Raw genomic sequence first — 22324 nt, 5'->3', positions numbered from 1 at the left:
GAATCCCCAATTACTTTTTTTATATGCTTATTATACCATACTCCTTTTGAGGAAAAAAGAGAAGATTTCTGAAAATAGGTATTTTTTAACAAAATTGTGACTGTTCATTTCGCCTTCCATAACGCTTTTCGCCACACAATTACCAGTATGGTATATCCGGAAAATTGGTGATCACAACATCCACGCCGGCTTTCTGCATCTGCCGGAAGCGTTCTTTTGTATTCACGGTCCACACATGCAGAGGCAGCTTCTCCTCCCTGCACTGTTCCAGAAAACCGGGATGCTGCAAATGCGCATATATAGGATGAAGCGCATCCACACCCAGACGTTTCCCATAAGCAGGTGCATCCACGATTCCATCCTCAAAAAGCATTCCTGTGCGCGTTCCGGGATTTTTCTTTTTTATCTCCAGCAGCGTATAGTGGTTAAAGGAAGAATATAAAACCTTTTCCTCCATCCCCATACGTGCCGCAAGGTCCAGCACCTTATCCACCAGACCCTCATAAAATACAATACTGGTTTTCAGCTCCACATTCACAAGCATATCTTCTTTTTTCATAAGTTCATACACTTCTTTCAGTGTAGGAATCCTGGCACTTCCCTGTTCCGGAAAAGTCTTATTAAAGTTCAGCTTCCGCAGTTCTTTCAGTGTATAGTCCTTCACCCATCCTGTACCATTGCTGACCCTTTCCAGCTTCTCATCGTGAATCACCACGATCTCTCCGTCTTTGGTAAGCTGCACATCCAGCTCAATACCATCTGCTTTACGCCGCACCGCTTCGGAAAACGCCTCCATGGTATTTTCCGGTGCATACCCTGATGCCCCTCTGTGCGCCCAGATTTTCATTTTCTTCATAGCCTTCCCCTTGATTTTAAATTAATATTCGTCTTCCTCATCCACATTCTCATCCGCATAGGAGTGTTCCCCATAAAATTCTCTGCCCACCACATTTTTCCTCTGTCTGCTGTCCTCCACCAGTTCAGAGAGCAGGGAACGCACCTTCTTAGGCTCAGAAATATTCTTCAGCACAATCTCAGGATTGCTGTCCACCTTGGTCTTCACGATCAAATCCCCGGTCCCAAAGATTTTACCTGTCAGAGTCTGTACCATCGTCACATCCACGATCCTATACAAAAGAGTTTCATCCAGGGTAGTTTTCAAAAGTCCGGCTTCTATCATCAGTCTCTCATTCTCTATATAATATTTCGTAAATGACCATGGAAACCACATAAAATGCTTCCGGTCTTCCCATATCAGATTATCACCCATTGTGTGACCTCCTTATTATTTATACGTTTCAGTATAATATGAATCCAAAAGAATGACAAGGGATTGTTTCGGTTGGGATAGGGACGGGAAGAGGCAGGGAGAGGGAAGGGAATTACACACCCCCATCCCCCACCACCCACTTCCTTCCGTCCGCCCTAAATAAACAACAAAAAAAGCAGGCACCACCACCGTGATGCCCGCCATTTATTTCCCAAGAAACTATCAATTAGTTCTCTGCATCTCCATACAGAGTAACCAGTTTCTTCAGATATTCATATCTTTCCTTAGCCTGTTTCTCATTCAAAGCGAAGAGTTTAGCAGCCTTTTCAGGATTGGAACGTTTCAGAGAATTGTAACGAACCTCTCCATCCAGGAATGCCTGGTAATCTTCTGTCGGCTCTTTGGAATCCAGAGTGAATTTGCTTTCTGCTTCCGGATTGAAGCGGAAGTTGTGCCAGTATCCGGATTTAACAGCCAGTTCTTCCTCTGTCTGTGCTTTGCTCATGCCTTTCTTGATACCGTGGTTGATACACGGAGCGTAAGCGATGATCAGGGATGGTCCCGGATATGCCTCAGCCTCAGCAATTGCTTTTACAGTCTGGTTGAAGTCTGCGCCCATGGAAATCTGAGCAACATATACATAACCATAGCTCATAGCAATGGAAGCAAGGTCTTTCTTCTTCACTTCTTTACCGCCTGCAGCGAACTGTGCAATAGCACCTGTCGGAGTAGCTTTAGAAGACTGTCCGCCAGTGTTGGAATAAACCTCTGTATCGAATACCATAATGTTGATGTCTTTTCCACTTGCTAATACGTGGTCAACACCGCCGAATCCGATATCGTAAGCCCATCCGTCACCACCGAATACCCACTGGGATTTCTTAGCCAGGAAGTCTTTTTTCTTAACGATATCTTTGCAGGTATCGCAGTCGATTCCTTCCAGAGCTGCAACCAGTTTGTCAGTAGCTGCACCGTTAGTAGCACCGCAGTTGTAGGTATCTAACCATTCTTTGCATGCTGCTTTTACTTCTTCAGAAGCTTCTGCACTTGCCATTACAGATTCTACTTTTTCTTTTAAGCCGCCGCGGATCGCGTTCTGAGCCAGTAACATACCGTAACCAAACTCTGCGTTGTCCTCGAATAAGGAGTTATCCCATGCAGGACCCTGTCCTTTTGCGTTTACAGTGTACGGTGTAGACGGTGAGGAGTTACCCCAGATAGAGGAACATCCTGTTGCGTTTGCAATGTACATTCTGTCACCAAACAGCTGAGTAATCAGTTTTGCGTATGGTGTCTCACCACAACCTGCACAAGCGCCTGAGAACTCAAGCAGAGGCTGTTTGAACTGAGAACCTTTTACAGTTGTCTCTTTGAATTTTGCAACAACATCTTCTTTGACCGGAAGAGATACTGCGTAATCAAAGAATTTCTGAGATTCCACATTTGCTTCCATGTTCTCCATAACAAGGGCTTTTGCACCTTTCTTGCCTGGGCAGACATTTGCACAGGAACCGCATCCGGTACAGTCAAGAGCGGATACTGCGATAGCAAATTTATATTCTTTCATACCAGTCATGTCAAGAGCTGCCGGAGCATTTGCTGCCTCAGCTTCTGTCATAGCAACCGGACGGATAGATGCATGCGGGCAAACGTATGCACAACGGTTACACTGGATACAGTTTTCCGGCTGCCATACCGGGATATTTACTGCAATACCACGTTTCTCGTAAGCAGATGTTCCGGATGGAGTAGTACCGTCAACATATTCTGTAAATGCAGATACCGGCAGGGAGTTACCTTCCTGAGCTGTAACTTTAGCCTGAACGTTATTAACGAAGTCTACAACTTCTTTTCTTCCGTTCTCAGCATGAGTCAGGTCAAGACCTTCGTCTGCTGCAGATTTCCAGCTTTCCGGAACCTGAACTTCAACGATCTGTTTTGCACCTTCATCGATAGCTGCCCAGTTCTTAGCAACTACGTCATCTCCTTTACGTCCGTATGTAGCTTTTGCAGCAGCTTTCATTAAGTCGATAGCCTGAGCTTCCGGAATGATGTCTGCCAGTTTAAAGAATGCGGACTGCAGGATTGTATTGATACGAGTCGGGCCCATGCCTGTCTCAATACCGATCTTAACACCGTCGATCACATAGAATTTGATGTTGTGGTTAGCGATGAAAGCTTTTACCTGTCCCGGTAAATGCTTTTCCAGACCTTCCATGTCCCAAGGACAGTTCAGCAGGAATGTACCGCCGTCTACCAGTTCCTGAACCATGTTGTATTTTCTTACATAGGACGGATTATGGCATGCAACGAAGTTTGCTTTCTTGATCAGGTATGTAGATTTAATCGGCTTTTTACCAAAACGCAGGTGAGACATTGTAACACCGCCGGATTTCTTTGAATCATAGTCAAAGTAAGCCTGTGCGTACATATCTGTGTTATCACCGATGATTTTAATGGAGTTCTTGTTAGCACCTACTGTACCGTCAGCGCCCAGACCCCAGAATTTACAGTTGATGGTTCCTTCCGGTGTTGTAACGATAGGAGTACCAACTTCCAGAGACAGATTTGTAACGTCATCCACGATACCGACTGTGAATTTTTTCTTCTCTGTGTTCTCATATACAGCAACAATCTGAGCCGGTGTAGTGTCTTTGGAACCTAAACCGTAACGTCCTGTCATAATCGGAACTGCATCGAATTTGCTTCCTTTTAATGCAGCAACAACGTCTAAGTATAAAGGCTCACCCAGAGATCCCGGTTCTTTTGTCCTGTCTAAAACAGTGATCTGTTTTACAGTTTCCGGAATAGCTTCGATCAATGCGTCAGCACAGAACGGTCTGTACAGGCGAACTTTTACAACACCGACTTTTTTGCCGGCTGCCAGTAAGTAATCGATTGTCTCTTCAATTGTATCGTTTACAGAACCCATAGCAACGATTACGTGCTCAGCGTCTGCTGCTCCGTAGTAGTTGAACAGTTTGTAGTCTGTACCGATCTTAGCGTTTACTTTGTCCATGTATTCCTGAACGATTGCCGGTAAAGCATCGTAGTACGGATTACATGCTTCTCTTGCCTGGAAGAAAATGTCAGGGTTCTGAGCAGAACCTCTCTGGCACGGATGGTTAGGATTCAGTGCGCGTGCGCGGAATTCATCAACAGCGTCCATGTCTACCATCTCTTTTAAGTCTTCGTAATCCCATGTCTCGATCTTCTGAATCTCATGAGAAGTACGGAAACCGTCAAAGAAGTTGATAAACGGAACTTTACCTTTGATAGATGCCATATGAGCAACCGGTGTTAAGTCCATAACTTCCTGTACGGAAGATTCACAGAGCATAGCACATCCTGTCTGACGACATGCGTATACATCGGAATGGTCACCGAAAATTGACAGTGCGTGGCTTGCCAGTGCACGAGCAGATACGTTGAATACACCCGGTAACTGCTCACCAGCGATTTTATAAAGATTAGGGATCATTAACAGAAGACCCTGTGATGCGGTATATGTAGTAGTCAGGGCACCTGCTGCCAGGGATCCATGCACAGCACCTGCTGCACCAGCCTCAGACTGCATCTCAGTAACCTGTACTTCTTGTCCGAAAATGTTCTTTCTTCCCTGTGTTGCCCATTCGTCTGTAGCTTCTGCCATTACAGATGACGGGGTAATCGGGTAAATCGCTGCAACATCGGAAAATGCGTAAGACGCATGAGCCGCTGCATGATTACCATCCATGGTTTTCATCTTTCTAGCCATTTGTTTTTTTCCTCCTTGAAAATTGTTATAAACAATGTTCCACTTCGCTCCCCGAAGTCTATCAAAATTATATCACGATTCGCGAAGCATGTCCATTTTTTAACGAAAATAAGTCGAATGTTTTTCCAAAAAAACAAATCCTGACTACTCTTCTTCCATAATTTCTCGGATTGACCTTGAACCGAGCTCTTTCAGCAGGTTTTTCTGAATTCTGCACAGCTCTTTGTGTACCTTGCAGCCCTCCTCGTCCTGGTTTCTCACACAGGGTTTATCGGGATTCATACACTCGATCATGTAAAATTCAGGCTCAACCGCAAGGTAGATATCCAGCAGGGTGATCTGACCGATATCTTTTTTCAGAGCATACCCTCCGTTGCTCCCGCGGTAGCTCTTCACCAAATCTCCCTTTTCCAGTTTTTTGAGAATTTTATATACAAATGCAGGAGTCAGTTCCTCCTTTTCACATACCTGGTTCACGCAGAGTTTTTCTCCTCCGGCAAGTGCCCGGACGATCCGCACCGCGTAGTCGCATTCTCTTGTAATCAGCATTTTCCTGTGCTCCTTTCCTGTGCTCTCTGTGGTATTAACTCGCCATGCAAAGAGGCATAGCCGTCAGACACCAAGGTCTGCGGCAGTCATATCTGCCTGTTGTTTACTGTTCTCTTACTTATATTGCCAAACCGGCACCGGGCCGGGATTGCCCACTTTTTTCTTAACGCTGTTCATTATACCTTTGTATACTTAATTTATCAAGTATTTTAAAAGAAATGCTTGCAAATTCCACATTTTACTGTAAAATAGGAAGAGATTACGCAAAGAAAATTGTGAAATTTTTATAAAGTGAGGGATTAACATGATTGCAGCAAATAATGTTACTTTACGAATCGGTAAAAAAGCACTGTTTGAAGACGTCAATATCAAATTTACGGAAGGAAACTGCTATGGTTTGATCGGTGCCAATGGTGCCGGCAAGTCTACATTTTTAAAGATCCTTTCCGGTCAGCTGGAGACAACCAGCGGTGATATCACCATAACACCGGGACAGCGTCTCTCCTTCCTTCAGCAGGACCACTTCAAATATGATGCTTATCCGGTACTTGACACAGTTATCATGGGCAACAAACGTCTGTATGACATCATGAAAGAAAAAGAGGCGATCTACGCCAAAGAGGATTTTTCCGATGAAGACGGAATCCGTGCCAGCGAGCTGGAAGGTGAGTTTGCCGAGATGAATGGCTGGGAAGCGGAATCTGACGCGGCACAGCTCTTAAACGGCCTTGGCATTGAGACAGACCTCCACTATTCCATCATGGGAGATCTGACCGGAAGCCAGAAAGTAAAAATTCTTCTTGCACAGGCTCTGTTCGGCAATCCTGATATTCTTCTTCTGGATGAGCCTACCAACCATCTGGACCTGGATGCCATCGAATGGCTGGAGGAGTTCCTGATCAACTTTGAGAATACCGTCATTGTAGTGTCCCATGACCGTTACTTTTTAAATAAGGTATGTACACATACCGCAGATATCGATTACGGTAAGATCCAGCTCTATGCCGGTAACTATGATTTCTGGTATGAGTCCAGCCAGCTTCTCATCAAACAGATGAAAGAAGCTAACCGAAAAAAAGAAGAAAAGATCAAAGAATTACAGGAGTTCATTTCAAGGTTCTCCGCCAATGCCTCCAAATCAAAACAGGCCACTTCCAGAAAACGTGCTCTGGAAAAAATCCAGCTGGATGAGATGCGTCCTTCCAGTCGAAAATACCCCTATATTGATTTCCGTCCCAACCGTGAAATCGGAAATGAAGTGTTAATGGTAGATGGTCTGTCAAAAACGATTGACGGCGTAAAAGTTTTGGACAACATATCTTTTACACTCGGTCATGACGACAAGGTTGCCTTTGTCGGTGGAAACGAGCAGGCGAAAACCGTACTCTTCAGAATCCTTATGGGTGAAATGGAACCGGATGAAGGAACCTATAAATGGGGCGTTACCACATCCCAGACCTATTTCCCGAAGGATAATACAGCAGAATTTGATAATGATTTGACAATTGCTGATTGGCTGACACAGTATTCTGAAATCAAAGATGCCACTTATGTACGCGGTTTCCTTGGACGTATGCTGTTTCCCGGTGAGGACGGCGTGAAGAAAGTCCGCATTCTTTCCGGAGGTGAAAAGGTAAGATGCCTTTTGTCCAAAATGATGATCTCCGGTGCCAATGTGCTGATCTTCGATGAGCCTACCAACCACCTGGATATGGAATCCATAACAGCACTGAATAATGGAATGATCAAGTTCCCCGGCGTTATTCTGTTTGCTTCCCACGATCACCAAATCGTACAGACCACAGCAAACCGTATTATGGAAATCCTTCCGAATGGCGTACTGATCGATAAGATCACAACTTATGATGAATATCTGGCAAGCGATGAAATGGCAAGAAAACGTCAGGTCTATACCATGACAGAAGAAGACAATTAAATCAATAAGAAAAGGAGGATTCCACTCTGCCCTTCAGAGAGAAATCCTCCTTTTTCTATAAACCGTTTATGGCAGCAAAACATAATTTCCCGCCAAATCTTCAAACGTATCCCGTTTTCTGATAAGACAGACCTCCCCGTCCTCTTTTACCAGAACCTCTGCCGGTCTAAGCCTTCCATTATAATTAGAACTCATAACATGACCGTAGGCGCCTGCATCCAATACACCGATAACATCTTTTTCCCTCATAGAGGGAAGCATTCTATCCTTTGCCAGAATGTCTCCACTCTCACAGATATTTCCTACAACAGTAACCCTCTCCTTCTTCCCAGACATTTCCACGCTTTTTCCATATACCTCAATCTCATGATATGAATCATATAATACAGGACGCATAAGAACATTAAACCCAATATCTGTACCGATATATTTATTCTCATGATTGTTTTTTACTGCAGTTACAGTCCCCAAAAGAACAGAGGATTCTGCCGTCACATAACGGCCGGGTTCCGCTCTGAATATGATCTCTCTTCCATATTCTTCTGCAAAACGGTACATGATCTCATCCAGCTCTTTTCCCAAATCCTTTAAATCCAGCCTCTTTTTCTTATCCTCTTTATGATAAGAGATACCGAATCCCCCGCCAAAATCCACAAATTCCAAATCAGGGAACTCCTTTGCGCAGTTCAGAATAGAATCTACACTCTTCAAATACTGCTCTTTATCCAGAAACAGAGAACCAATATGCTGATTCAGACCAATCAGAGCGAGGTTATGGCGGGCAAGTATCTCCTTCACTTCATGCAGCATTTCCGCATCAATTCCGAATTTCGTCTCCTTGCCTGCTGTCACAACTTTCTGGTGGTGTCCTGCACCGTGTCCCGGATTCAGACGAATGGCAACCTTTCCACCCGGATTCAGCCTGCCATACTGCTCCAGCTGAGACAGGGAATCCACACTGGTAGTCACCCCTGCCTCTATGGCATAGCACATCTCCTCCTCAGACACATTATTACAGATATAAAAAATCTGGTTCGGCTCATAACCTGCCATTTTTGCCAGATATATTTCTCCCGGTGACATGACATCCACCTCAAGGCCTTCTTCCTTGACAATCTGCAGAAGGGCCGGGTTAAAATTTGCCTTTATAGAATAATCAATTACAAAATGCGGATATGTCACCATTTGTTTCAATTCCCTGCACCGGGAACGCAAAATACCTTCATTATATACATAAACCGGACTGCCGTATTTGGCAGTCATCTGTTCTGGCTCCATAGTTCCAAAGAAGCCTGCTTCTCTCAGGTTGTGCTCCATAATCGCTTCTCCTTTTTACACTTTTCCATGCTTAATTCTTGACAAATTATATCCTATTCTTTATAATTTGTAAAATAAATTAATTGCATAGATATGATTCGTTTTTTCGATAGGAGTTCTTATGAATACAACGTCCCTTGAAACTTTTTTAGTGCTCAGTAAAATACGTAATTTCACAAAAGCTTCCGAAGCGCTTTTCGTAGCCCAGTCAACTGTCACAAACAGAATTGCCGAGTTGGAAAAAGAACTGGGACAGCCATTATTTATCCGCAGCTCAAGGAGCCTGAAACTGACAGAGGCCGGTATCAAATTTACAGATTACGCCAACCGTATAATCGCACTGGAGAAATCGGCTGTGGCTGCGCTGAACACCCAGGACTTTTCCGAGGAGAGCCTGCATATCGGTACCACCAACACCATTTATGAATGCCATCTGCGGACACCTCTGCTTGACTATATGCAGGAACACAGGAAAGTAAATGCAAAGGTCACCATATCACATTCCATGGAACTTCTCCATGCACTTCAGGATGATCTGCTGGATTTTGCCTTTACTTATATCCCGCTGAAAAAGCAGGGATTTAACTGCCAGTGTTTCAAAAAAGATGAGCTGGTTCTTGTCTGCCGCTGCAGTGACACAACATACCAGAAGGGTATCACCAGGAAAGAGCTACCAAAACTGAACTACCTATTCTGCAATTTTGCCCTGCAGGAGGTAGGACTCTTTATCCGCCAACTCTTTCCTGACAATTACCAGTTTCCCTTTGAGATAGACAACAGTACAAAGCTTCTGGACTTTGTTCTGGCAGGACTGGGGTATAGTTTTCTTCCCCTGAGTCTTGTAAAAAAGGAGATTGAAGCCAACAGGCTCCGCGCTGTGCCCCTGCTGGATTTTGACTCACCTAAAATAAATAATTATCTCACCATGAAAGAGACTCTGAAGTTTCCCTTTGCACTTTAAACGCATCTGTCCGGTCATCTGAACAGTTGCCTCTATACCACTTTTTTCTGCTGCTGTGCCAGACTGTCAAACTTATTTTCCAGCAGTACCAGTCTGGTCTCCAGTTGATTCACTTTCAGATGGTACAGCTCATTCGTCTGTGAAACACTCAGTGCCTCTGTAAATTTGCGGCTCAGATCCACATGATTCTCCGCAACGATTTTAATGTTGCGCTGAATTTCATTTTCTATGATACACTTGGTCTGCTCCAGATCACTCTTTACAATGGCAAGATCTTTTTCAAGATTATCAAGCCGTGTTTCAACCTTATTGAGCTGTACTTTTATTCCTCTTATGGATTCTTCTACCTGTTCAAATCTTTTATCAATCTGTCTGAACTTTTCATCTATCTGCTCGAACCGCTTATCAATCTGTTCAAACCTCTTATCAATCTGTTCAAACCTCTTATCCATCTGTTCAAATCTCTTATCGATCTGTTCAAATCTCTTATCGATCTGTTCAAACCGCGCTTCCGTTCTCTCTGTACTCTCGTCCAGACGTTTATTTACCTGTTCAAATCTTTCATTTACCTGCACATATAATGGCTGCAGCTTATTGTCAAACAACCTTTCCAGTGTATTGATATCTTCAGATGTAAATCCCATATCATATCCCCTTTCCAACGCGCATTCGCTGTCTTACCGGCATCCAGATCTTACTTACTGTCTGCCGCTGTGGACAGCCGGCTTTCATCCACAGACTGCGAAGTATCCGTAAGACCTGACTGCTTTACTTGTTATGCTGTATAGCTTATCATACAAGAGTGCAAATTTCTATTGACATTTTGCATATTTGCATTTTTTGTAGACAGTGCGAAAATTTGCCCCTTTTCATTTTCTTAAATTTGTATCTATCTGCTGAAAATTTATTTTTGGGGGACATTTTTACATCTCTCTTCCGATTTTCTCTATTTTATGTCCATTCATCATTATATATTTTCACTATAAATTACCGAATACGCAGTGAGCGCAGTAAATGTGCAGGCCTGACTGACAGTTACAAATCACGTTTCATCGTTCCCGGTAAACCCGTACACCTCATAGGCTGTATACTCTTTATCAAAATGATACCCCAGTTTTTCCGCCAGCGCTGCCGAGGCAGGATTCTGGGCATCCCAGCTTGGATACATGCCTCTCTCCAGACAGTCAAGAATCAACTGTGCGGCACAGCACAGTGCCAGTCCCTTCCTTCTGTAATCCTGACGGGTATCCACCTCTATCTCAATCCCCTGCTTATATACGGTATAGGAGGATGCACCTGCCGCAAGAATATGCCGGTCCATGGCGGCGACCCCAAGCCCCCGCCTCCTGTAATCCTCATAATCCCTAAACTGTGAACACAGGTCCGCAGACCAGGATTCACCCATAACACGCCTGTAGATTTCGCCGTCTATTCTGTGTAGCGAAAATCCTTCCGGACAGTTCTTTACTATTTCCTCAAGTTTCTTTTTATCAAATACGTCCGGTTCTTTCCTGATCGCATAGCGTATCACTTTCTTGGAACATCCCCGGTAGACATCCTCTATCATATCCTCCCAATCTGCAGAAGGCGGTACCATAATGACAAACTCAGATTCCCTGTCATCCGGTTTATTCCGCACAAGCCGCGCAGAGGGATTTCCCGCAAAGAAACAAAAATCCCCGACTACAATCTGTGCAGACTGCGGATCCTCCTCTGTATCTGCATAAGCTCTTCCCATACAGTCCTGAAGACAGGACCAGATCAAAGTCTCCTCCCAGCCTGCAAATAAATCCGCAATTTTACTTTTATCCAAAATCTCCACTGCTTTTTCCATACATCTCTCTTTCCCACGCAGTATCTCTGCCTATTCCAGTCAAATCCGTCTCCGCCGCATAAAGTTATCTACCCATATATAAATACCGTGAACGGCAGAACACACACTCCCGCCGGGTCATCTGATTCACTGGCGTGAACAACAGTTTTTACAGCTACCAGTACAACACATTCATAAATTTCATGTTGACATTTTCGACTCACCTGAATATAATAAATAGTTGTTTCTCACAACAGTTGTAATTTACAACTATTTTAAGGAGGCCGTTTTATGAATAACCATTTTGTCAGCATCATCAGGCGCTGTGAATTGTCATATGTAAGAGCCGAAATGGAAAAATACGGGTTGATTCCTCTGGAAGGCAGACTGATCCGTATCCTCAAAGACAAGAGCTGCAGCCAGGAGGAAATGGCCGAATATCTGAATCTGGATAAGGGCAGAATCGCCAAAAACCTGGCATCCCTGGAAGAAAAGGGGCTTATATGCCGCAGAATCAATGAAAATGACAGGCGCCAGAAATTTGTATCCCTGACGGAGAAGGGAACGGAAATCTATGAACATATCCGGGATATTTACAGATCCTGGGATGAAATCTGTTATACCGGCTTTTCCCAGGAGGAACAGCAAATACATCAGGACCACATCAAACGAATTGCAGCCAATGCAGTTGCATACAGAAAAAAAGGAGGAAGATAAATGGTAAAAAATCTGACGGAGGGAAAGCCTCTCAAGCTGCTTTTTTTCTTTGCCCTGCCCATGGTTATCGGAAACTTTTTCCAGCAGCTTTATAATATGGTAGATTCCATGGTAGTGGGAAAATTTGTAGGTGAGGATGCACTGGCCGCTGTAGGCTCCTCCTTCCCTGTTGTCTTTCTGGCTGTAGCCATCGCCGCGGGACTTTCCATGGGATGTACGGTTGTCATCTCCCAGCTCTTTGGGGCAGGTCAGATCCGGGAAATGAAGACAACCATTTCTACTGCTCTGATCGCATTGGGTGTGATCGGACTGGCTATTATGGCAGCCGGTGAGCTGGCAGCCGGTCCGCTTCTGAAGCTTCTGGGGACGGACGCTGATATCATGGCGGATTCTCTCACCTATCTGCGGATTTATTTTGGCGGAGCTGTCTTCCTCTTTCTTTACAATACTTTGAACGGTATCTACAATGCCCTTGGGGACAGCAATACTCCCCTTAAATTTCTAATGGTGTCAGCCCTTACAAACATTGGGCTTGATCTGCTGTTCGTGATCCGCTTCCATATGGGCGTGGCTGGTGTTGCCTGGGCGACCCTGATCGCGCAGGGCCTGTGTGCTGTAGTCTCCTTCTTTGTTCTGATCAAACGGATGAAGGATATGGAAAGTGAACCTGCTGCCGCGGATAAAAAGTTTGCTTTCTTTGAGGCAAATGCAGCCCGCAGAATTGCCCGTGTGGGTGTCCCCTCCATGCTGCAGCAGTCCATTGTGTCCCTGAGCATGATGTTCATGCAGGGACTGGTCAACTCTTACGGAAAGGTATTTGTAGCAGGCTATACGGCAGCCACAAAAATTGATACGCTTGCCATGATGCCCAACATGAACTTTTCAAATGCCATGTCAAGTTATACAGCACAAAATATCGGAGCAGGAAAAGACAAACGGGTTGTTCAGGGTTATAAAGCCTGTCTGCTCATGGTCCTGATATTTTCCCTTATCATCACCGGTATTATTTATCTCTTCGGACCGCAGCTTCTCAGTCTGTTCCTGAACAGCGGTTCTGAGGGCAGCGCTATGGGATACGGACTGAGATATATGAAGACCGTCTCTGTATTTTATGTATTAATGGGACTTATGTTTGTAGGCAACGGCCTTTTACGAGGTGCCGGAGATATGGGCGCCTTTATGTTAAGCTCCATGTCCAACCTGTTTTCCAGAGTTGCCATTGCATACCTGCTGGCCCATTTCATCGGTTCCAGCGCAATCTGGTGGTCTATTCCCATTGGCTGGGGAATCGGCGCCATCTTCTCCTTTATCCGCGTACAGAGCGGAAAATGGAAACTGAAAAAACTGGTGGACTGATCCTGTAAAAGCCGCAAACAAATCTCCGGTTCCCGCAGAAAGATTTTCTCTGCCGAAACCGGAGATTTTATTAAACCACCAATCTGTTCTCTGTTTTTATCGAAGCGGCTTTCGCTGCCCCCAGCATTCCTGATGCATCGCCAAGCGATGCTGTAACGATCGTACACGCTTTTCTGGAAATCTCCAGTGCATGGGTATCCACAACTTCTCTCGCCTTTGACAGCAGGCGTTCTCCTGCCGCTGACATACCGCCTCCGATAATCACACACTCGGGATTATATAAATTTATCACATTTACAAGGCCGAATCCCAGAATCTCACCAGTCTCCTCCATGGCCTCCCTTGCAAGCTGATCCCCTTCATCAAAGGCTCTGGACACCATTTCTGCCGTGATCTCTTCCGGGTCCTTCACCCAGTCTGTAAGCACTGTCTTCTCTTTTGCCTCAATCTTTTCCTTTACCGTCCGCAGAAGCCCCAAAGCCGACACATAACGCCCCAGACAGCCCGAGCTTTTACAGCGGCATGGTCTGCCCTCCCGATACATATTCATATGGCCAATTTCACCCATGCTGCCGGTTGCACCGTACAAAATATGTCCGTCTATCATCACTCCTGCCCCTAAACCTGTCCCCAGTGTCAGAAGTACCACATTCTTTTTCCCCTTCCCCGCACCGAAGTAACATTCCCCGTACAGATTTACGCGGACATCATTGTCAATAAATACCGGTATACCCAACCGTTCTTTAAACCATCCGGCAATGGGAACATTTTCCCATTGGGGAAAATTAGGTGAAAACAGGGAGATTCCCTTTTCTATATCCAAAAGCCCGGGAACCCCCATTCCCATGACCTCCACTTCCTCTGCCGCTGCCCCTGCTTTTAAGAGCAGCTCCCTGATATTATCTGCCATTCGCTGCAAAACGCCCTCAGAGCCCAGACTGACCATGGTCGGTGTCCTCTGTTCGGCCACCACAGAAAAATCTTTTGTGAACAGAGAGGTCTTGATATTCGTTCCTCCCAGATCCATACCAATTATATATTTTTTCATTCTATGTCCTTTCCGGCAATTCCCCGGCTGCCTCCGGCCGCAGCCCGTATTTCTGCAGAGCACAGTCTGCGCAGCACCACCTGCTATACATCTGATTATACATAACATACAGATCAAAAACAATACTCCCACAGCAGATAAACCAATCGCTCTGGTACCTCGGGACTTTCATGCCTTTGCCCTGAAAACACCTCGCGGGACAGCGGAACATGAACAATTACCGAAAAAGCCGCCGCCAAAATTTCCGGCAGCGGCAGATATATTTCTACAGATCATCCACCAGCGCACTGCTCTTTGCATAAGCTGTACTTCTGGCTTCAAAGAAGTCTGTCTTGATCAGATTCGCATTGCTGTACTGTCCCACCCAGCGCATGCTCTCCGGCTCCGTGTCATGGCCATCATAAATCCCTTCAAAGCCCAGACTGAAACAACGGAGGTTTCCCAGATATTTTATATAATCCCTGACCATCTCGCCGCTCAGTCCGGCAATATCCTCTCCGATCACATACGCTCCCCAGGCCATTTCCTCTTCACAGCCCTCTCTTATCATCTCCCGGTATATTTCCACTTTATCTGCCGTGAACATTTCCGGCTCCTCTTTTTTCAGTTCCATAAGGATATTCCGGAACAGCCACAGATGTGTGTTTTCGTCACGGTTGATATAACGGATCACCTGCGCAGTGCCCGGCATTTTGTGGTTTCTTCCCAGATTATAGAAAAACATAAAGCCGCTGTAGAAATAAATACCTTCCAGGATGTAATTGGCAACAATGGTCTTCATAAAAGTAAACATATCTTTTTTCTGCTGGAAATCGTTGTACAGGCTGCCGATAAAAGTATTTCTTTTCAGAAGATGTGCATCATCCCTCCACTGATACAGAACCTCCGTGCGTTTTTGAGGTTCACAGATCGTATCCAGCATATAGCTGTAGCTCTGGCTGTGCACAGCCTCCTGAAAAGCCTGGATGGACAGACACAGATTCACCTCATTGGCTGTGACATATTCACTGACAGCCGGCAGATTGGCTGTCTGGATGCTGTCCAGAAAGACAAGGAAGGAGAGGATCTTGTCATAGGCCCGCCTCTCTTTTTGTGACAGTCCCGGATAGTCTCTCACATCCACATTCAAATTGATTTCTTCCGGAATCCAGAAATTGTTCATGGCCTGCCGGTACCAGTCACTGACCCAGGTATATTTCATGTTATTGAAATCATTTAAATTCGTTGTATTGCCGCCTACCATTCTGCGGTTCTGTATTTCCCAGTCACCCTGCGGATTGAACAGGGGTTTTTTCTTCATTTCCATCAGCTTGCACACACCTCGCATTCTTCTACTTCCAAACTCCTGGACCGGATATAATATATGGTCTTGACCCCCTTCTCCCAGGCAAGCAGATACAGGTTCAGCACCTGGCGGAAGGTATAGTCATTGGTGATATACAGGTTCATACTCTGTGCCTGGTCTATATGGCGCTGCCGGACCCCGCAGGCGCGGACAGACCATTCCTGTTCGATGTGATGAGCATTCTTGTAATACCAGTACGTGTCAGGATTCAGCTCCGGCGCCACGCGGGGCACAAGGCCGTTCTTTTTCTCCTCCAAGAAATACCGGTTCATCACAGGGTCCACACCGGCTGTCGTTCCAGCGATCATGCTGGTACTGCTTGTGGGGGCAACCGCCAGAAGATAGCCGTTGCGCATCCCTCCGTTTTTTACCTGATCTTCCAGATAACGCCAACGCTCTGAGACATAGGCCCGCTTTTCAAAATATGCACCGCTTTCCCACTCACTGCCCTGAAAATAAGCATAGCTGCCCTTTTCCCGGGCATTTTCACAGCTTGCTTTCACTGCCGCAAAATTGATATCCTCAAATATCCGGTCTACCAGTTTCAAATGATCCTCACATTCCCAGAGAACCCCCTTCTTAGCCAGCATATGGTGATATCCGCTGACGCCCAGGCCAACCGGACGGTATTTCATATTATTGATCCTCGCGTAGGGAACCGGGAAGAAATTCAGGTCAATAACATTGTCCAGTGCCCTCATGGCACTTGCTGTGATCTCCTCTATCTCCTGTCTGTTATCTACATCAATTCTTCCCAGGGAAAGGCTTGCCAGATTACACACTACAAATTCTCCCGGCCGTGTGACCGTCACAACCACCGTCTCCCCGTCTACGACCTCCGTCCGCTGCTCCACCTGTTCAATGGGGCTCATATTCTGGGCGATCTCTGTGCAGAGGTTACTGCAGTAAATCACACCTTTGTGGCTGTTTGGATTTGCCTTATTGACCGTATCCCTGTTGAAGGTAAACGGGGTCCCTGTCTCCGCCGCGCTTCGGATGATCAGACGGATCAGTTCCTTAATGGGAATCACCCGTTTTTTTATCCTGCTGTCAGCCACACACTCCATGTATTTCCTTTCCCATTCCTGACCGAAAGCGTCCTCCAGGGCATACCCTTTCACCGTAAGGATCTCGTGAGGGCACATGAGATACCAGTCTCCCTCTATGTTTTCCTTTGCTGTCTTCCAGAACAGATCCGGATAGCAGACCGCCGGAAATACATCATGGGCTTTCATCCTGTCATCCCCGTTGTTTGTACGCAGATTCAGAAACTCCGGAAGGTCTCTGTGCCACGCGTCCAGATACACTGCCACCGCTCCCTGCCGTACCCCAAGCTGGTCCACCGCGACTGCGGTATCATTTGCCAGCTTGATCCACCGGATCACACCCCCTGCTGCCCCTTCAAAACCGCGGATGTCGCTGCCTGCTGCCCGCACTTTTCCAAAATACAGTCCCATACCGCCGCCGAATTTGCTGACCTTTGCAAAATTGTCAATGCTGCGGTAAATCCCGTCCAGACTATCCGGCACTGTATCAATAAAGCAGGAAGAAAGCTGGTGATAGGGCCTTCTCGCATTGGAAAGCGTTGGCGTTGCCATAGTCACCTTAAGTGTGCTGAGCATATCATAGAACCGTAAAACCCACATATCCCTGTTCTTCTCTTCCGGCATGGCCAGATGCATGGCAATGCCGAGAAACATCTCCTGCACCGTTTCCAGCGGTACATTCTGACGGCTCCTTATCACATAGCGGTTTATCAGAAGCTCCAGACCGGAATAGTTGAACAAGTGGTTTCTGTCCTCCTGCATGTAAGCTTCGTACCTGAGAATCTCTTCCTTTGAATAATTTTCCAGGATGTAGCTGCCATACAGGCCCATCTTGGTGAGACAATGGATCTTTTCGTAAAAATTGTGTATCCGGTAGTTTTCCAGTTCTCTCTCCAAACGGCGGGTAAACTGCAGATGCAGAATCCGTGCAGCAGCAAATTCCCAGAGAGGTGCCTCCTGGGTGGTCAGCTCTACTGCTGCTCTTTTCAGCAGATCCAAACGTTCCTCCACCTGGATGCCTTCCCGGTAAAAAGTCAGAAATTTGGCAAGCAGATGCTCCAGATGATAAACATGGTCCGTATATTCTCTCTGGATCTCCCTCAGAACCGTATCCAGTTCCTCCGCCTGTTCAAAATATTCCATGATCTTTCTTCTGGCTTCCCGCTTTTTGGCCCTCTCGTTTCTATATAATATGAAGCTTTTCAGCACCTCATAATAATTGAGCTCTGTGAGAGAGCGCTCCACGATGTCCTGGATCTGTTCCACCTGCAGCCGGCTGGACTGAAGGGGACAGTATTTTTTAATCTTATACTCCACCAGCTCCGTGACTTTTTCTATCTCTTCCTCTTTATATACCTGCCCCACACTTTTAAATGCCAGCAGGACCGCATTCTTTATTTTCTGTATATCATAGGGTTCTGCCTGTCCATTTCTTTTTATGATGATCATATTTTTCTTCTGCCTCCTCTTCCCTATTCTGTCCACTGTGTTTTATTCTCATCCTGTCAGGGTATGAATCAGCGCGGCAAATGCACAGACCTGACCGAACAGTGACGAATTATTGATATTGTAACACAGAGAAGGTATATACTCAACCTTTTTACTCCAGTTTGATTCTGGATATTATTACTTCTACAGCCCGCACAACAAAGGGATAAGAGCTCCTCTGTACCCCAGAGCAGCGCTTATCCCTTTATGAATCATTCTTTTACTGTCTTAACTGTCATAAGCAGTTCTCCTGCCTTGATCTCTTTCCCCTCTTTTACAAGGATTTGATCCATCTCTCCATCCATGAGTGCGATTACATTTGTCTCCATTTTCATTGCCTCAACTACTGCCAGAACCTGGTTTCTTTTGACTTTTTCTCCCGGTTTTACAAGTATCTTACTCACAAGTCCGGGTATGGAAGCACCCACATGGCTCAGATTATTGGGGTCAGCCATTGGTATGGATTCCACAGTCACCTTGGCGCTCTTATCCTGCACGGAAACTTCCCTGCGAATGCCGTTCAGTTCAAAGAATACATTTCTGGTCCCGTCCGGGTTCAATTCGCTCTTGCCCAGATATTTTATGACAAGTGTTTTTCCGTCTTCTATCTCCACACGGTTTGTCTCCCCCTCGGCAAGTCCGTGAAAATACACATGGCTGCCCAGGCGGGTGATATAACCGTATTCTCTGCGGCTCTTTAAAAAGTCCTCTACAACCTTAGGATAAAAGCACCAGCTTATGACCATTCTCCAGTCCGGTTTCGGAACAAATTGTTTCAGTCTCTCTCTTGCCGCATCGAAATCCATGGGCAAAAGCAGTTCACCCGGACGGCATGTGATGGGTGTCTCTCCCTTCAGAACCACTCTCTGCAGTTCTTTTGGGAATCCCCAGCGTGGCTGCCCCATCATTCCCTTGAAATAGCTCACTGCAGAATCCGGGAAAGTCAGGTTTTCTCCGCGCTCCACAATATTTTCCGGTGTCAGATCATTCTGGACCATAAAAATTGCCATATCACCTACCATTTTTGAGGACGGCGTTACTTTTACAAGACCTCCCAGCATCTCATTGACCGTGCGGTACATCTCTTTTACTTCCTCAAACCTGTGTCCCAGGCCAAGGCTCTCCACCTGTGGTTTCAGATTGGTGTATTGGCCGCCGGGTATTTCATAGCGGTAAATATCTGTTGCGGGATATTTGATTCCTCCTTCAAAGGAGCGGTATCTCTCCCTCACGTCACTCCAGTAATCGGTCAGCTCCTGCAGACGTTCCAGAGACAGGCCGGTGTCTCTTTCCTGACCCCAAAGAGCTGCCACCAGGGAATTCATGGAAGGCTGGCTGGTGAGGGATGACATGCTGGAAACAGCCGTATCCACAATGTCCGCCCCGGCCTCCGCAGCCATGAGCAGCGCCGCGATCTGGTTTCCGCTGGTGTCATGGGTGTGGAGATGGATGGGGAGACCCGTCTCCTCTTTCAGTGCTTTCACCAGCTTATGTGCAGCATAAGGCTTCAGAAGTCCTGACATATCCTTGATACAGAGAATATGGGCACCCCGCCGCTCCAGTTCTTTTGCCATCTCCGTATAGTATCCCAATGTGTATTTATCCTCTTTCGGGTCAGAGACATCCCCTGTATAACACAGTGTTGCCTCTGCGATCTTATTCTGGTTCAGCACTTCATCCATAGCGATTTCCATTCCCGGGATCCAGTTCAGGGAGTCAAAGATTCGGAATACATCTATTCCGCTTCTTGCTGCCTCTTTTACAAATTCCCGGATCAGGTTGTCGGGATAGTTGGTATATCCCACCGCATTTGCACCGCGCAGCAGCATCTGGAAGGGAATATTGGGTATTTTTTCCCTGAGCAGGTCAAGGCGTTCCCACGGAGATTCCTTCAGAAAACGGTAGGCCACATCAAAGGTGGCACCGCCCCACATTTCCAATGAAAAAGCATCTGCCAGTATCTCTGCAGTCCCCTCCGCGCCTTTTACCATATCGCGTGTTCTCACTCTGGTGGCAAGAAGGGACTGGTGTGCGTCCCGCATAGTGGTATCTGTAATAAGCAGCTTTTTCTGATCCAGCACCCACTGCTTTACCGCTTCGGGTCCCCGAGCATCCAGGATCTGTTTCAGACCGTCTTTCCTCGTTCCCGTTACCTTTGGAAAACGCGGCGGCTCATAGCGGTATTTTCCGGCTGTCGGGTCATTGACTACAATGTTGCCTATGTATTTCAGCATTTTTGTGGCCCGGTCCTGGGAACTCTTGATGGAGAACAGTTCCGGTGTCTCGTCAATGAATTTTGTATGGCATTTTCCTGTGCGGAACATGGGATGCATTAAGATATTTTCAATAAATCCGATATTGGTCTTCACACCGCGCACCCGTGTCTCGCTCAAAGCCCTGAGAGATTTGTTGCAGGCACCTTCAAAGGTATTGTCATGTGTGGTAACTTTTACGAGAAGACTGTCATAGTAGGGGGATATCTCTGCACCTGCGTAGGTATTTCCGCCGTCCAGACGTACACCGAATCCGCCTCCGGTCCGATATGCGGTCACCTTTCCGGTATCAGGGGCAAAATTGTTCTGCGGGTCCTCTGTGGTTACCCGGCATTGGATGGCATATCCATGCCGTTTTACATCCTCCTGCTTTTCAATCCCGATCTCCGGAGCTGCCAAGGTCTTTCCCTCAGCAATGAGTACCTGAGCACGGACAATATCAATATCTGTGACCATCTCTGTGACTGTGTGTTCCACCTGAATCCTGGGATTCATCTCGATAAAATAATATCCGCCCTTCCGGTCCACCAGAAACTCTACCGTCCCCGCATTTACATACCCAACTTCTTTTGCTATTTTCACTGCGTCTTCACAGATTTTTTCCCGTATATCCTGTGAAATGGCAAATGCAGGCGTAAATTCCACCACCTTCTGATAACGCCGCTGCAGAGAGCAGTCTCTCTCAAAAAGATGGACAATATTGCCGTACTGGTCTGCCAATATCTGTACTTCAATATGCTTTGGCTCCTCCAAAAATTTTTCTATGAAAATATCACCGCATCCAAAAGCCTTTAAAGCTTCACTCTGCACCAGCGGGAAGGTATCTCTCACTTCCTGTTCATCTGCGCACCGCCGCATGCCTCTTCCGCCGCCTCCTGCAGAAGCCTTCAGTATCACCGGAAAACCGTAAGATACTGCAAGCTCCACCGCCTCTTGGGCATCACGGATGGGCACTGTGGACCCCGGAACAGTAGGAACACCGCAGCGCTTTGCAATTTCCTTTGCGCTCAGCTTATCCCCCATCTGTTCCAGCACATGGGACGGCGGGCCGATAAAGGCAATGCCGCTCTCCTCACAGGCCCTGGCAAAGTCCGCATTCTCTGAGAGGAAACCATAGCCCGGATGAATGGCATCCACCTTATGCTTTTTGGCAATATCTATGATCATGCCGATATCCAGATATGCACCTAAAGGACTCTTATTCTCTCCTATCATGTAAGACTCGTCTGCTTTTGTCCGAAAGACGTTGTACTCATCTTCCTTAGAATAAATCGCAACGGTACTGCGCCCCAAATCGCAGCACGCCCTGAAAATACGGATGGCGATCTCTCCCCTGTTAGCTGCCATCACTTTCTTAAAGTTTTTGCCGCACCTTTCTTTTTCCATACCTTTCCTCCTGTTTTTTGACCATAACGTGATTTGTTTCCGGCTTTGTCTTTCTATAAAAG

15 protein-coding genes are annotated in these 22324 nt (G+C 46.3%); 4 read left to right on the top strand and 11 right to left on the bottom strand.

What is annotated here, in order from left to right:
• Positions 1–139: 139 nt before the first annotated feature.
• The 4 genes from WMO65_RS20340 to WMO65_RS20325 all read right to left on the bottom strand — a co-directional run bounded on the left by WMO65_RS20340 (position 140) and on the right by WMO65_RS20325 (position 5576).
• Positions 140–856: a glycerophosphodiester phosphodiesterase gene (locus WMO65_RS20340; RefSeq protein WP_148393289.1), complete on the bottom strand. Its 717-nt coding sequence runs from the start codon at positions 854–856 to the stop codon at positions 140–142.
• 21 nt (positions 857–877) lie between these two features.
• Positions 878–1270, bottom strand: coding sequence for a PH domain-containing protein (locus WMO65_RS20335; RefSeq protein WP_033144042.1), 393 nt, complete (start codon positions 1268–1270; stop codon positions 878–880).
• Positions 1271–1496: 226 nt separating this feature from the next.
• Complete coding sequence (gene nifJ, locus WMO65_RS20330) at positions 1497–5027, bottom strand: pyruvate:ferredoxin (flavodoxin) oxidoreductase (protein ID WP_033144041.1); 3531 nt, start codon at positions 5025–5027, stop codon at positions 1497–1499.
• 144 nt (positions 5028–5171) lie between these two features.
• Positions 5172–5576: an RrF2 family transcriptional regulator gene (locus tag WMO65_RS20325; protein WP_033144040.1), complete on the bottom strand. Its 405-nt coding sequence runs from the start codon at positions 5574–5576 to the stop codon at positions 5172–5174.
• Between the two features lie 304 nt (positions 5577–5880).
• Here WMO65_RS20325 and WMO65_RS20320 point away from each other — a divergent pair, with 304 nt between their 5' ends.
• Complete coding sequence (locus WMO65_RS20320) at positions 5881–7512, top strand: ABC-F family ATP-binding cassette domain-containing protein (protein ID WP_033144039.1); 1632 nt, start codon at positions 5881–5883, stop codon at positions 7510–7512.
• Positions 7513–7578: 66 nt separating this feature from the next.
• On the opposite strand, the gene lysA is transcribed toward WMO65_RS20320, so the two are convergent.
• Positions 7579–8829, bottom strand: a complete 1251-nt coding sequence (gene lysA, locus WMO65_RS20315) for a diaminopimelate decarboxylase (protein WP_033144038.1) — start codon at positions 8827–8829, stop codon at positions 7579–7581.
• A gap of 121 nt (positions 8830–8950) precedes the next feature.
• Here lysA and WMO65_RS20310 point away from each other — a divergent pair, with 121 nt between their 5' ends.
• Positions 8951–9790 carry a LysR family transcriptional regulator gene (locus tag WMO65_RS20310; RefSeq protein WP_033144037.1) on the top strand — a complete coding sequence of 280 codons (840 nt, stop codon included), beginning with the start codon at positions 8951–8953 and terminating at the stop codon, positions 9788–9790.
• A gap of 32 nt (positions 9791–9822) precedes the next feature.
• On the opposite strand, the gene WMO65_RS20305 is transcribed toward WMO65_RS20310, so the two are convergent.
• Both WMO65_RS20305 and WMO65_RS20300 read right to left on the bottom strand, forming a co-directional pair.
• Positions 9823–10434 (bottom strand): hypothetical protein, encoded by a 612-nt coding sequence (locus tag WMO65_RS20305; protein ID WP_148393290.1) that lies wholly within the window; start codon positions 10432–10434, stop codon positions 9823–9825.
• 398 nt (positions 10435–10832) lie between these two features.
• Positions 10833–11624 (bottom strand): GNAT family N-acetyltransferase, encoded by a 792-nt coding sequence (locus tag WMO65_RS20300; protein ID WP_148393291.1) that lies wholly within the window; start codon positions 11622–11624, stop codon positions 10833–10835.
• A gap of 270 nt (positions 11625–11894) precedes the next feature.
• Between WMO65_RS20300 and WMO65_RS20295 the strand changes: the two genes are divergently transcribed.
• Both WMO65_RS20295 and WMO65_RS20290 read left to right on the top strand, forming a co-directional pair.
• On the top strand, positions 11895–12320 hold the full coding sequence (locus WMO65_RS20295) for a MarR family winged helix-turn-helix transcriptional regulator (protein ID WP_148393292.1): 426 nt from the start codon (positions 11895–11897) through the stop codon (positions 12318–12320).
• A complete protein-coding gene (locus WMO65_RS20290; RefSeq protein ID WP_033144034.1) occupies positions 12321–13676 on the top strand; it encodes an MATE family efflux transporter in 1356 nt (451 codons plus the stop codon).
• Between the two features lie 70 nt (positions 13677–13746).
• On the opposite strand, the gene WMO65_RS20285 is transcribed toward WMO65_RS20290, so the two are convergent.
• The 4 genes from WMO65_RS20285 to WMO65_RS20270 form a co-directional block, all read right to left on the bottom strand.
• Positions 13747–14724 (bottom strand): ROK family protein, encoded by a 978-nt coding sequence (locus WMO65_RS20285; protein WP_148393293.1) that lies wholly within the window; start codon positions 14722–14724, stop codon positions 13747–13749.
• Positions 14725–14989: 265 nt separating this feature from the next.
• On the bottom strand, positions 14990–16033 hold the full coding sequence (locus WMO65_RS20280) for a ribonucleotide-diphosphate reductase subunit beta (RefSeq protein ID WP_033144044.1): 1044 nt from the start codon (positions 16031–16033) through the stop codon (positions 14990–14992).
• Positions 16030–18564, bottom strand: a complete 2535-nt coding sequence (locus WMO65_RS20275; RefSeq protein ID WP_148393294.1) for a ribonucleoside-diphosphate reductase subunit alpha — start codon at positions 18562–18564, stop codon at positions 16030–16032. Before WMO65_RS20275 ends, WMO65_RS20280 begins: the two co-directional genes overlap by 4 nt.
• 251 nt (positions 18565–18815) lie before the next feature.
• Positions 18816–22262, bottom strand: coding sequence for a pyruvate carboxylase (locus WMO65_RS20270; protein ID WP_103731960.1), 3447 nt, complete (start codon positions 22260–22262; stop codon positions 18816–18818).
• Positions 22263–22324 lie beyond the last annotated feature (62 nt).

Source organism: Blautia caccae, assembly GCF_040095955.1.
Lineage (GTDB): Bacteria > Bacillota > Clostridia > Lachnospirales > Lachnospiraceae > Blautia > Blautia celeris.
Note: the sequence above shows the minus strand (reverse complement) of the source record. Positions and strands in the feature narration are given on the sequence as shown.

Bases quoted from the DNA above. Each gene is read 5' to 3' on its own strand.
- nifJ (WP_033144041.1), bottom strand. From the start codon at position 5,027: ATGGCTAGAAAGATGAAAACCATGGATGGTAATCATGCAGCGGCTCAT.
- WMO65_RS20325 (WP_033144040.1), bottom strand. From the start codon at position 5,576: ATGCTGATTACAAGAGAATGCGACTACGCGGTGCGGATCGTCCGGGCA.
- WMO65_RS20295 (WP_148393292.1), top strand. From the start codon at position 11,895: ATGAATAACCATTTTGTCAGCATCATCAGGCGCTGTGAATTGTCATAT.
- WMO65_RS20270 (WP_103731960.1), bottom strand. From the start codon at position 22,262: ATGGAAAAAGAAAGGTGCGGCAAAAACTTTAAGAAAGTGATGGCAGCT.
- WMO65_RS20335 (WP_033144042.1), bottom strand. From the start codon at position 1,270: ATGGGTGATAATCTGATATGGGAAGACCGGAAGCATTTTATGTGGTTT.
- WMO65_RS20285 (WP_148393293.1), bottom strand. From the start codon at position 14,724: ATGAAAAAATATATAATTGGTATGGATCTGGGAGGAACGAATATCAAG.
- WMO65_RS20340 (WP_148393289.1), bottom strand. From the start codon at position 856: ATGAAGAAAATGAAAATCTGGGCGCACAGAGGGGCATCAGGGTATGCA.
- WMO65_RS20320 (WP_033144039.1), top strand. From the start codon at position 5,881: ATGATTGCAGCAAATAATGTTACTTTACGAATCGGTAAAAAAGCACTG.
- WMO65_RS20300 (WP_148393291.1), bottom strand. From the start codon at position 11,624: ATGGAAAAAGCAGTGGAGATTTTGGATAAAAGTAAAATTGCGGATTTA.
- WMO65_RS20305 (WP_148393290.1), bottom strand. From the start codon at position 10,434: ATGGGATTTACATCTGAAGATATCAATACACTGGAAAGGTTGTTTGAC.
- WMO65_RS20275 (WP_148393294.1), bottom strand. From the start codon at position 18,564: ATGATCATCATAAAAAGAAATGGACAGGCAGAACCCTATGATATACAG.
- WMO65_RS20310 (WP_033144037.1), top strand. From the start codon at position 8,951: ATGAATACAACGTCCCTTGAAACTTTTTTAGTGCTCAGTAAAATACGT.
- lysA (WP_033144038.1), bottom strand. From the start codon at position 8,829: ATGGAGCACAACCTGAGAGAAGCAGGCTTCTTTGGAACTATGGAGCCA.
- WMO65_RS20290 (WP_033144034.1), top strand. From the start codon at position 12,321: ATGGTAAAAAATCTGACGGAGGGAAAGCCTCTCAAGCTGCTTTTTTTC.